Origin of the sequence: Actinoallomurus oryzae, from assembly GCF_039541955.1 — a bacterium.
Taxonomy (GTDB): domain Bacteria; phylum Actinomycetota; class Actinomycetes; order Streptosporangiales; family Streptosporangiaceae; genus Actinoallomurus; species Actinoallomurus oryzae.
The window spans coordinates 242,635-253,795 of the sequence record NZ_BAABHF010000009.1 but is presented as its reverse complement, the minus strand read 5'-3'; the positions used below and the strand labels follow the sequence as shown (position 1 = coordinate 253,795).

Below are 11,161 nucleotides of genomic sequence, written 5' to 3'. Positions count from 1 at the left end.
CGTTTAGGCGGCGGGTCGGTCGGCGGTGACTTGGTCGGCGAGGGCGCGGGCGTTGCTGTGCGCCATGTGCAGGCGTTTGGCGATGGTGTTCGGCGTCCCGCCAACGGCGAGGATGAGCGCAGCCGCAATACGTCGCTCGCGTGGCGTGAGCGCGACGGGCCGGACTCCTCGGGCGGCCAGGTCGATCGCAACGGGATCGATGACGCCGTCTTCGGGTAGCAGCCAGGCCGTACGCCGCTGGGCCTTGTGGTGGCCGGTATCGCCGAGCTGGGTCATGATGGAGGTGCCTCCTTCGGTTACGTGATCGGTTGGGGGCGGCGGTCCGGCGTCGTGCTTGGTGGCTGTGCGCCGGACCGCTTTTGATGACCTTTACGGTTGTCCTAAAAAAACCGGTTCTTGACACGCGGACCAGGGTCGGGCAGCGTTCTTTTAGCCCATCCCACCTGTTCCAACAAATGGAGAGGTGTGGAAGGGTGCCGTTTCTGGTTGTGTCGTCTGACGGTCAGTGGGCTCGGACCGTCGAAATTTTGGTGCGCGGCTTCGTGCAGATGCTCGTCTTGTTGGTCGTCATCACCGCCTTCGTGCCGCTCGTGGCTGCGCTGTTGTTCTGGCCACTAATTGGTCGAGAGCGAGTGCGTGAGCTCCTTGAGCTGTTTCGGGGCTGGACGCTAGGCGTTCTCCAGACGAATGACGCAGACCAACAAACCAATCCACCGGAAACGATGGATTCTTCAGTACTCCGAACGGTTGACTCTGACGCGGGCTGACCTACGCTCAATGTGGCCTCCGAGTGGTGCGGCCGCGGTCGTGGGTGTGCTTGAGGTGGTTGTAGATGCGGCGGCCGAGGCGGAGCTTGGCGCCCGTGCCCGCGCAGTGCGGGCAGTGCCGCCAGGCGCGGCCGGTGGGTGAGAGGAGGCGGCCGGTGCCGCCGCAGTGGCGGCAGGCACAGAACGGCCAGATGACGCAGGCAGCGAGGTAGCCGGCGCCGAGCACGACAGCGAACACGAGCGCCGATGCGGTTGATGAGCCGGTCGCGGTTGCGGTAGCGGCGATGAGGGTCATGGGCGGCCTTTCGGAGCTGTTTTTGGGCGTGCGAGGTGGAAGCCGCTACCCGCGACCTGGGCTTATTGCCGCAGGTCGCGCGGGTTGCGGGCCGGGTAGCGTGCGCGCTACCGGTCGCGGGGCTGCCGCTACCGGTCGGCGCGGCGTTGGATGGCGGTGTTGATCGCGTCGGCTCGTGCGCCCTTGAGCGTTACGCCGTGGCGTTTCACATCGACGGACGGGACGCCGAACGCGCGTACCTGTGCCGAGATCGCATCAGCGGTCAGGTCGGCGTAGTGCTCGGGGTGAGCGTCGGCGAGCCGTGCGGCGATCTGCTGCCAGTGCAGGCCGCGCTCACCGGGCTTGTAGATCCCTCGTACGTCGGCGAGCACGTCGCGGACCTCGCGGGTCACCTCCTCGCCGGCGGCCATGCCGGTCAGGGTTCGGGCGCGTTGGCGGTAGGCGCGTGCGGCGGTCAGGATCTTCTCGGCGTCCTGGGCGTCGGCCAGGTGGGTTCGTACGGTCGGCGTGGCGTCGGAGGCGCCGCGCAGGATGCCGACGCCCTTGTAGTCCGGCAGGAGCGTTGAGGAGTCATAGCCCTCGGAGTAGGCGCCCGAGCCGAGCACGAGGTCAGAGACCTGCCAGGATCCGGTACGCAGTGAGAACCGGATCTGGTGGTTGTCACGGAAGGCGTTGAACTGCTGGGCGACCTGCCCGCTGCCGATGCCGCTCGGTTTCTGGGTGGCACCGAGCACGATGACCCCGGCCGCGGGTGCGACCTTGACCAGGAACACCAGGAGCGCGGCGACCTCCTTGGTCGCGTCGGGGTCGGGCAGGTCGAAGTACTCCTGGAACTCATCGATCACGACAAGCCGGACCGGCATCCGGTAGCGCGGGTCACGGGCGATCTCCCGCGTCAGCTTCCCTTCCGGGCACACATCGACGGGGAGCTCGGACAGCCGCTGGTAACGGTCCTGCACGTCGGCCTTGATCTCCCTGAGGGAGTCGATGAACAGCTCGACCGGATCGCCGTCGCGCGTCATGGCCAGACCGAACGCGCACCGGTCGGCGACCAGCCGGAACTTGCGCCAGTCCGGGGAGCCTTTCCCGTCGAAGACTGACAGCTTCACGTACGGATCGAGCGCCGCGTACAGCGCCAGGGCGCGGGCCGAGAACGTCTTGCCCTGCCGAGGCTGGGCGCCGACGAGGATGGAGTTCCACATCATCTCGACGGCGACGCGGTTGCCGCGCTCGTCGAGGCCGAACGGTGCCGGGGCCCAGATGTCGGTGGGCTTGCAGGCCAGCAGCGGCGTACGGCCGGCCGGGATGGCGAGCGGGTCACGGTCGGCGACCCACAGCACATGTCGGCGGTGCGAGGTCGGATCGCGGGTGATGAACACCTGCGACAGGGACACGTCCAGCCCCGAGGCGATCGCGGGCTTGGCCTTGATCGCATCGTCCAGGCCCTTGCCGTGCGGCAGATCGATCAGCACGCGCGAGCCGTTGCCATCGCGCGACATGGTCGAACCGAAGTGGACCTGTTGGCCGGGCTTGTCCGGGTCGCCGAGCTTGGCGGCGTAGTAGGCGCGCAACACGATGTCCGGGTTGAGCTTGCGGAACCTCGGCGTCACGACCGCCGGCGAGATGATGCGGCGATCACTCGGCCTCCCGACACGGGCCAGCGCGGGAGTGATCCCCGCCAGAACAGCGACCGTCAACCACGCCGGACCGGCGGCGACCTCTCCCGTGGCCACGGCAACGCCGAAGGCTTCGCCGAGGAGCACCAGGCCGCGCCACGCGCGGGTGGCCTTGACCTCCCGGTGGAGCTTCATCCACATCTCCGGGTCGTGACGGTCGGCGGCGCTCTGCCGTAGGCCGTACTGCTCGGTCACCCACCACCAGCGCAGGTGCCGCCCGATCAGCCGGAACACACCCACGCCCGCCCAGAAGCAGCCGAGCAGCGCGTAGCGGGGCGCGCGTACGGCGTGATAGCCGGTCTGGTGCGCCCACCGGCCCGCGGTGTGCTGGGTGGTCGCCTTGATGGTCGACCAGCCGCGCAGCTCGGCCGGGATGATCGGGTGCCGCTCGCCCACGGGCTCGGGCGCCTGGACGAGTACGGCGTCCGGCGCCGCTTCCTCATCGAGCGTGACCTCATAGTGGGTGTCCTGCTCGGGCTCAGTCCGCGCCGGACGGAGCGGGATTAGGTCCCCCATGGTGTCGCCGTCCTCAGCGGGTACGGCCTGGCGTGGGTTGGTCACTGGTCACCTTCCATCGGTGCCGTGGTGTCGTTCTCGTGCTTGAGGCGTGCCAGCAGGGCACCGACGCGTTCGTTGCCGGCGGTGGTGCCCTGCTGGCGGAGCCCGATGGCGAGTCGATCGCGGGTGAGCGGCTCGCTGCGTTCGTCCGCTTCGGCGGCGATGCGCCGTCCAGCGGGCATGAGGTCATCGACGTTCGGGACGGTCCGGCGCCTCGTCCTGGACCGCGTTCGCTTGCGCCGGGTGGACCGTCCGCGCGGTGGCGTGGTCGTGGTCCGGCTGGACGGCTCGGGCTCTCGTACGGGCTCGGGCATGTCGGCGGCGGGTGTCAGCTCACCGAGCTTGTACAGCGTCTTGATCCGGCGAGGCGCCTTCCAACGCCACGCGATCGGCCCGTACGTGTCCTTCAGATCGGTCAGCGCGAGGAGCCGATCACGTTCACGGACGAGCGCGGCGGGGTACGAACGCATCTCCCACAGCACCATCCGGCGCCACAGCCGTACGGTCTCAGAGGGCGCGAGGAGCCACCGGGACAACCGGATCGAATCTATGTGGGTACCGGCGGCCAGACCGGCGCGCGTACGGACGACATGCGCGGCCACCTCAACGGCGGCGACCCACAGCGCGGGCAAGGTCGCGTGCGCGACGATTCCGAACACCGACCTCTCACCGGCGACGTTCAGATAGACCGTGGCGCCGGTCAGCGACCACGGGATCAGCCGCAGCCACCGGAGCCGCATGTCGAGCCGGGCGAGCACGATGTCGAGCGCGGAGAACACCCCGATCCCGACATCGATGCCGACGGGCACCGTGAACGCCAGCTGCCCGAATGACGCGTGCGCAGCGGCGGCGACGCGGGCGAAGCTGTTGACGAACCCGAGCAGGCCCAGCGCGGCGACCAGGCCGCCGACTACCGCGATGGCGGTCTGCTCATGTTCGGTCAGCGTTCGCACCTCTGCGGGCGCGGGGCCGCGTACAGGCGCCAGATAGGGAGCGGTGTACGGCTCAGCCATGTCAGTGCCCCTCCTTCGGCTGCGTGATCGCGTCCGGCCTCGCGCACGGTGGCTGTAGGCCGGGGAGGGACGTGTTCGGGGTGCCGTTGGCGTGCATGACGGCCTCGGCGACGAGTTGGATGTTGCGGGAGTCCAGACCGCCGAGCATCGCTCGCAGGTTGACCGGTACTCCGGCCAGGCCGGCGGCGATGCGGAGTACGGCCGCCTCCCCGCGGGAGCAGGGCAGGCCTCCCGCGTCCAGGACACGTACCGCGTTACTCCAGTCGATGAGGGCCGCGACCTGATCGCCTTGTACGAAGGCGTCGGTTTCGACGGTGACGCACGTACGCGCGAAGTCGCTGCGGTGTAGCCAGGTGCCATGCTCGACCAGCAGGCCGACGGCGGCTTCATCGGAGTGGCAGCCCTTGGCACCGATGCGCAGTAGCGCGGCCAGTTCCGTGGCGGTGTAGGCCATGCTCACGCCACCTCCTCGAAGGCGATGTCGAACTGTTTGCGCTCGACGCGCAATGCGTGGAGCTGAGCGATCTCGTCGGCGGTAAGACCGGCCCAGACTCCGCTGGTCGGCTTGGTCCGGATCGCGTACTCAAGGCACGCGACCTGCACCGGACAGGTCGCGCAGATGTCCTTGGCGACGTCCTCGCGTGCGGCGCGGGCGTCCGGGTGCTCGAACCGGTCCTCAGGGTCCGGACCGTCGTGCAACTCGGCGTCGAAGAGGCACTCGGCCCCGTCGAGACACTCGTCTCGCAGGTCCGGTGTGCTGAGCCTGCTCGGGTGGTCGTTCATGTGGAACCTCCAGGTGAGCGGTGATCGGCTGGGAACGGCGGGTCCGGTGTGTGCTTGGTGGCTGTGCACCGGATCAGCCGACGTGCAGCGCGGAGGCGAACCGTGAGAGCGCCGTGGCGCCCTGCGAGATGAGTCCGCCGAGGTGGTTGACGAGCTGGGCGGCAGCGGCCGGGTTCTTGAACACGAAGACGACGACGATCGCGCCGACCACGTACCGGGGCCACTTCTTCGGCTGCGGGAACATCAGCGGCCCTCCTCCACTCGTTCGCTAGACAGGTAGCACATGTATAGGTAACGGCTCGGGGCGATCACCTGTCAAGTCCCTTCTCTCGGTGGTGTGTCGGCGTCCTCGGCCCGACACCCACCAGGTTGCTCGCCCCGCCGACCCGGCAGTAGATGACACGAGATGACAGAGGGTGACTGTCATCCCTTGGTCATGTCACCAGTAAGCGGCAGAATGGCAAGCCGGTAAACATGTGCGACCTGTTCGGTGAGGAGTGCCGGTGACCCCGTTGCGAGCCGCGCGGGAACGCCAAGGGTGGACCAAGACCCAACTCGACGTCCGCCTACGCCGCGCCGCCCAGGCGCGCCGCGAGGTGCTCCCAGGGCCCGAAAGTCTCTCCCGCCAAATCGCCCGATGGGAGAACGGACACGTCCCCGTCAAAAGCCCCCTCTACCAGGAACTCTTCTGCGAGGTATACGGCTGCTCACCGGTCGAGCTCGGCTTCGTAGAAGCACCCGTACCGCCCGAACAGGAGTCGTTAGAAGACCTCGCCGCCGAGCTGACCCGCGCCTCAGCGGTCGACGCCGAGGTCGCCAAGCTCCTCCAAGCCCAAACAGACGCCATCCGCCAGCTCGACGCCCTCCAAGGCGCCCAGCTCATCCGCGACCAGATGCGCACCCACATCGCCCACATCGAAGAGCTGAACCGCCACGCCGTACGCCCCGGCGTCCGACGCATGCTCGCCAAAGTCCTCGCCGACGCCTCAGCACTCGCCGGCTGGCAAGCCCTCGACGTCGGCACACCACGCGAATCATGGGAACACTTCGAACGCGCCAAATCCGCAGCCCGCGAAGCCGAAGACGCCTCCCTGCTGGCCTTCTCGACCGCGGAACAGGCCTACGTCCTACTCGACCTCGGAGACACCACACAAGCCAGCGAACTGGTGCAGTACGCACGATGCCAGGCCACAGGCGCTGTTCCCGCGCTCATGGAATCTTGGCTCGCGGCAGCACAAGCCGAAATGGCTACCGCCAGCAGAGATCCGGCTCCCGCGCGCGCAGCGCTTGATGAAGCAGCCGACCTCCTGCCCGCCGAACCAGACGGCTCTCTGCCGTACCTGGTGCTCACCGAACCCCATCTGGCACGTTGGCGCGGCAACTGCTTCGCACGTTTGGGCGACGAGAACGCCATCGGTGAGCTGACCAGAGGGCTCGCCGTAGTCACCGGCAAATATGCACGCGCGGAGGCTGGCGTCCGAATCGATCTCGCCACCGCGCTACTCGTCCACGGCGAACGCAGCTTGGCGGAGGAACACCTACGCGCCGCTCACATCCTCACCGGACGCACGGGATCACTACGGCAAAGGCGCCGGATAAAAACCCTTGCTGGGCAGATTCGAGCGGGAACCTCTGAATATCCGGAGTGAGAGAAATTTGATATTAGGTTCGTATCAGACCCATCAGCGCACCCGGGCAAGCGTCCTTCATGCCGGTTTTGCCGGTGTGGCATTTATCGCCAGTGCGGCTTGTGATCGATGAGTAATCCAGAATGGCTAGCCAGCCTTAGGAATGAGGTTTCTGATTCCGCGGGCAACGTGGTTCAGGCCCGCGACATTCGCGGTGACGTCCACATGCATCACGATTCGGGCAGAACGTTACCGATACCTCGGCAGTTGCCCGCCCACCCAGCGTCTTTCGTCGGTAGAGAGGCCGATATCGCCGCGCTGGACGCTCTTCTAGCCCAGAGCGGCGAAGCTCAAGCAGTGGTCATCTCGGCGATCGCGGGGAGTGGAGGCGTGGGAAAGACGACACTCGCGGTTCACTGGGCACACCAGGTCCGTGAGCGTTTCCCTGACGGAGACCTGTTCGTAAATTTGCGCGGCTACGATCCTGGGCAGCCAGTGACCCCCGAGCAGGCTCTTGATGGATTCTTGCGAGCGTTGGACGTGCCCGCTGAGAAAATTCCTTCCGAACTTGACGCGCAGGCCGCGCTGTTTCGCAGTTTGCTGGACGCCCGCCGGATGCTAGTGGTCTTGGACAATGCCGCCAGTGTGCAGCAAGTCCGGCCTTTGCTCCCCGGCGCAGCAGGCTGCCTAACCCTGATCACCAGCCGAAGCCAGTTGTCTGGTCTAGCCACCCGCGAAGGAGTGGGCCGTGTATCCATCGACGTTTTGTCTCCCGGACAAGCTCTGCGGTTGTTGCGCCAGGTCATCGGTAGCTCCCGTGTCGACGCAGAGCCGAGCAGGGCGGCCGAACTGGCCCGCTACTGCGGTTACCTACCCCTCGCGCTACGGATAGCTGCTGACAGGGCAGTCACTCACCCATATCTGACGCTGGCCGATCTTGTAGAGGAACTAATTGACGAGCACGACCGCCTCGACATGCTCGCCAGCGATGACGACGCAGCCACAGCCGTCCGTGCCGTCTTTTCATGGTCTTACAACAGACTGTCGCCGGACGCTGCGCGGGTTTTTCGACTTCTGGGCCTGAACACTGGCTCTGACCTGTCCGCCGAGGCCGCTGTAGCCCTCACCGGATTGACAAAGCGCCGAGCCTGCCGACTGCTAGACACACTCGCCGGCCAGCACCTTCTGCAACAGACTGGTCGAAGCCGCTACGGCTTCCATGACCTGCTGCGTGTCTATGCAGCCGAACGCGCAATGTCGGAAGAGTCCGAAGGCGAACGTTCCGTCGCCGTCGGCCGGATGCTCAACTGGTACCTGCACACGACTCTTGCGGCGCGGCGCATCGTCCATCCCATTGCCCACGAGACGCCAATCGACCCGCCGAACCCCGCGTACCCGCCGCTAACTTTCGCAAGTCATGATAGGGCGCTGGATTGGTGTGAGCAGGAGCGGGTAAATCTGGTAGCAGCAATTCAACAGGCTGCTGAAGATGGCCATGAAGCTATCGCCTGGAAGCTCGCCGATAACCTCGCATCTTTCTTCGCGTTGGCCTGGTATCCGGACGACTGGATAACCATCCTCCGGATCGGCCTAACCGCAGCCCGACATCTCGCCGATCAGAACGCACAAGCAATAATGCTGATGAGCATGGCCGACTTCTTCTATGAACTAAAGCGTTACGATGAAGCAATAGATAACTATCAACAGGCACTACTTTTGAGCCGAGAAACGGGTACGCGATGGATCGAGGGGTTTTGCCTAAACGGTCTCGGTATCTCCCGTGTAGGACTTCGTCAATTTGATGAAGCTGCCCACTACATCCAGCAGGCCCTAGCGATATTTCGTGAAACTGGCATGCGGCATCGTGAGGCTATCGCTTTAAATAGCCTCGGAAGCGCCTATCATGGTCTAGGGCGACCCAACGATGCGATCTCTTGCCATCTGCAAGCGATACCGACGTTCGAACAGTTCGGAGCTGACCGGCGGCAAGCGTACGCGCTGGGGAAGATTGGGGACACTTACTATGATCTTCGGCAGTTCCGCGATGCTGTTTATTATCACCGCAAGGCGCTACAGATTTTTCGCAAGAAGAAAGATCGCCGCTCTATCGCATTTGAGCTTTTCGATATCGGTAAGGCTTTGCACGCCGACCGCCAGACGGATGCCGCGCGCCGTTCCTGGGAGGAGGCGCTCGCCATCTTTAGCGACCTTGGCGACCCGCTAGCGGGAGAAATTCGAAGCTTCCTGGCGGACCTTGCCGACGACTCGGACGAACCCTAACATTTTCGATTCCCATACGTGGTGCTCACGGAAGCATTTGGCAAGGAGGCGGGGCAACTGCCTCGCATGCACTCGCGTGGCCCTGAAGAGGTTTCAGTCCACCGTTTTACCGAAACCGCTAAACCGGTGATGAACTTTCGGAAGCTTGACTGTCGGATCCGTACCAAGTTCGACGGCGTCCATAGCCGTCCCGGCTCGCATTCCTGACCCGCTGTGTCGTTCATGTCCGTCCGAGGTCGTTGTAGCGAGTCCGTTAGCAAGGCTTGTGGCACGCCCTTAAAGCGTGCGGCGCTGAGTTCGGGCGGCTCATGGCGCGAAGGCCTGTTCTGGTCGTGGTGTCAACATCTGGGCGGTGGTACGCGTCTTCTCCTTGCCTCGGTGTTCGGGGCGTTACGGGGCTGGGAGATGAGTCTGATGGGGTACCTGTACAACCCTCCGCCGAATTGGCCGCCTCCGCCCCCAGGGTGGTCGCCTCCGCCGGGATGGGTCCCGGATCCGTCGTGGCCGCCGCCTCCGGTCGGTTGGCAGCTGTGGGTTGCCGATCACGCTCTTGGAGCCGGGCCGTCTGGCCGCGGCAACGGCAGTGCACCTACCTATGCGTCTGCGCCTCCACCGCCATCCGTGGCCCCGCCTCCACCATCCATTCCGACGCATGGGCGCGAGCATAAGGCGGCCGTGAAGTCGGGCGAGGCGACCCGTCGCCATGGCGGGCTGTTCGGGAGCAAGAAGCAGGTCGAGGAGCTGGAATCCCAGAACGCTGTGCTGCTCGAGATGGTTCAGATGCTGAAGGGCATGGATGCGCTGGAGCTGTCGGCGCGGATCACCGAGTTGCGCGCACAGGCCGATGACCTGAAGCACGAGGTGGATGACAAGCAGCGGGAGCTGGCCGACCTACGGCTCCAGATCGTGAAGACCGAAGAAGTCGCGCTGCTTCAAGAGGCCGGCGTGTACGAGTACCAGCACCCGCTGTCCGATGCGATCGCCTACAAGGCTCAGCTCAGCCAGCTGAAGGACACGGTCAAGACGATGACCCGCGCCGGCAGCGCCGTATCGACCACAACGAGTTGCACGGTGAACGGGTCCGCGGCCGAAGGCCGCCGGATGGTCCGCGACTTCTCCAAGCTGCTGCTGCGGGCCTACAACGCCGAGGCCGACAACCTTGTGCGTACGATGCGCCCCTACAAGCTCGCCTCGGCGATCGAACGTCTGGGCAAGACCGCAGGCACGATCGCCCGCCTGGGCAAGACGATGGACATACGCATCAGCGCGCCGTACCACCAAGAACGAGTCCGCGAGCTCGAACTTACCGCCGACTACCTGGCCAAGGTCGAAGAGGAAAAGGAACGCGTACGCGCTGAGCGAGAACGTCAGCGTGAGGAAGACAAGGCCCGCAAGGAGTTCGAACGCGAGAAGGCCCGGCTGGTGAAGGAGCAAACCCACTACCAGACCGCCTTGGCCAAACTCGAAGATCGGCAAGATGAGGCCGCGGCCGCTACGATTCGCGTCAAGCTGGACGAGATCAGTACGGCCATCACCGGTGTGGAGGAACGTGCCGCCAACACGCGCGCCGGCTACGTGTATGTCATCTCCAACATCGGAGCCTTTGGCGAGCGCATGGTCAAGATCGGCATGACCCGTCGGCTCGACCCCTTGGACCGCGTCCGTGAACTCGGCGACGCCTCAGTCCCCTTCCGCTTCGACGTCCACGCCCTGATCTTCAGCGAAGACGCCGTCGGTCTCGAAGCCCGACTCCACAACGACCTCGCCGACCGGCGCGTCAACCGCGTCAACCTCCGACGCGAGTTCTTCTACGCCACCCCGACCGACGTGCGCCAACTCCTCGAACGCCTTACCGACCAACACATCCTCGAGTATCACGAGAACCCAGAAGCAACCGAATGGCGGGCAAGCATGGACGTCGGGAGCAAGGGCCCGGCCAACGAAACCCTTATCTCATGACCACCAAAGTGGCTGTTACGGCAGCTGCGGTTGGAGTTCGCCGTCACGGTGAGCTGCACTGTCCCAGCCCACAGGAGCTACGTGTGGTGAGCAACCTGGTCCTGGCTCTTTTCTGGTTGGCGGCCTTGCGCGATGATCCGTACTTCGATATTCACCTACGTCGCTTCTTAGGTGGTCACCGCCTCCATCCGATGGCGGCGGC

General features: G+C 65.2%; 11 protein-coding genes. 4 read left to right on the top strand and 7 right to left on the bottom strand.

Annotation, left to right across the window (positions count from 1 at the left end):
- Positions 1-3 precede the first annotated feature (3 nt).
- Positions 4-276: a hypothetical protein gene (locus ABEA10_RS02920; protein ID WP_345456984.1), complete on the bottom strand. Its 273-nt coding sequence runs from the start codon at positions 274-276 to the stop codon at positions 4-6.
- 197 nt (positions 277-473) lie between these two features.
- Here ABEA10_RS02920 and ABEA10_RS02915 point away from each other — a divergent pair, with 197 nt between their 5' ends.
- Positions 474-767, top strand: a complete 294-nt coding sequence (locus ABEA10_RS02915) for a hypothetical protein (RefSeq protein ID WP_345456981.1) — start codon at positions 474-476, stop codon at positions 765-767.
- A 7-nt stretch (positions 768-774) separates the two neighbouring features.
- Here the strand turns inward: ABEA10_RS02915 and ABEA10_RS02910 are convergent, their stop codons facing one another.
- The 6 genes from ABEA10_RS02910 to ABEA10_RS02885 all read right to left on the bottom strand — a co-directional run bounded on the left by ABEA10_RS02910 (position 775) and on the right by ABEA10_RS02885 (position 5,336).
- Positions 775-1,005, bottom strand: coding sequence for a hypothetical protein (locus ABEA10_RS02910; protein WP_345456978.1), 231 nt, complete (start codon positions 1,003-1,005; stop codon positions 775-777).
- A 185-nt stretch (positions 1,006-1,190) separates the two neighbouring features.
- Positions 1,191-3,299, bottom strand: coding sequence for a hypothetical protein (locus ABEA10_RS02905; protein ID WP_345456975.1), 2,109 nt, complete (start codon positions 3,297-3,299; stop codon positions 1,191-1,193).
- Positions 3,296-4,309 (bottom strand): DUF2637 domain-containing protein, encoded by a 1,014-nt coding sequence (locus tag ABEA10_RS02900; RefSeq protein ID WP_345456972.1) that lies wholly within the window; start codon positions 4,307-4,309, stop codon positions 3,296-3,298. The genes ABEA10_RS02905 and ABEA10_RS02900 overlap by 4 nt, the downstream gene beginning before the upstream one ends.
- 1 nt (position 4,310) lies before the next feature.
- The gene (locus ABEA10_RS02895) at positions 4,311-4,769 is read right to left on the bottom strand and encodes a hypothetical protein (protein WP_345456969.1); all 459 of its coding nucleotides are present in this window, start codon (positions 4,767-4,769) and stop codon (positions 4,311-4,313) included.
- Entirely contained in the window at positions 4,766-5,092 is a 327-nt protein-coding gene (locus ABEA10_RS02890; RefSeq protein WP_345456966.1) for a WhiB family transcriptional regulator, read from the bottom strand. The genes ABEA10_RS02895 and ABEA10_RS02890 overlap by 4 nt, the downstream gene beginning before the upstream one ends.
- 73 nt (positions 5,093-5,165) lie before the next feature.
- Positions 5,166-5,336 (bottom strand): hypothetical protein, encoded by a 171-nt coding sequence (locus ABEA10_RS02885; protein ID WP_329250405.1) that lies wholly within the window; start codon positions 5,334-5,336, stop codon positions 5,166-5,168.
- Between the two features lie 259 nt (positions 5,337-5,595).
- Here ABEA10_RS02885 and ABEA10_RS02880 point away from each other — a divergent pair, with 259 nt between their 5' ends.
- The 3 genes from ABEA10_RS02880 to ABEA10_RS02870 all read left to right on the top strand — a co-directional run bounded on the left by ABEA10_RS02880 (position 5,596) and on the right by ABEA10_RS02870 (position 10,959).
- Complete coding sequence (locus ABEA10_RS02880; RefSeq protein WP_345456961.1) at positions 5,596-6,741, top strand: NsdA family TPR-like regulatory protein; 1,146 nt, start codon at positions 5,596-5,598, stop codon at positions 6,739-6,741.
- Positions 6,742-6,849: 108 nt separating this feature from the next.
- Positions 6,850-9,000: an ATP-binding protein gene (locus tag ABEA10_RS02875; RefSeq protein ID WP_345456958.1), complete on the top strand. Its 2,151-nt coding sequence runs from the start codon at positions 6,850-6,852 to the stop codon at positions 8,998-9,000.
- Positions 9,001-9,675: 675 nt separating this feature from the next.
- On the top strand, positions 9,676-10,959 hold the full coding sequence (locus ABEA10_RS02870) for an SNIPE associated domain-containing protein (RefSeq protein ID WP_345456955.1): 1,284 nt from the start codon (positions 9,676-9,678) through the stop codon (positions 10,957-10,959).
- Positions 10,960-11,161: the final 202 nt, after the last annotated feature.

Excerpts from the sequence above, each read along its gene's own strand:
- ABEA10_RS02890 (WP_345456966.1), bottom strand. The coding sequence starts at position 5,092 with ATGAACGACCACCCGAGCAGGCTCAGCACACCGGACCTGCGAGACGAG.
- ABEA10_RS02875 (WP_345456958.1), top strand. The coding sequence starts at position 6,850 with ATGAGTAATCCAGAATGGCTAGCCAGCCTTAGGAATGAGGTTTCTGAT.
- ABEA10_RS02900 (WP_345456972.1), bottom strand. The coding sequence starts at position 4,309 with ATGGCTGAGCCGTACACCGCTCCCTATCTGGCGCCTGTACGCGGCCCC.
- ABEA10_RS02885 (WP_329250405.1), bottom strand. The coding sequence starts at position 5,336 with ATGTTCCCGCAGCCGAAGAAGTGGCCCCGGTACGTGGTCGGCGCGATC.
- ABEA10_RS02920 (WP_345456984.1), bottom strand. The coding sequence starts at position 276 with ATGACCCAGCTCGGCGATACCGGCCACCACAAGGCCCAGCGGCGTACG.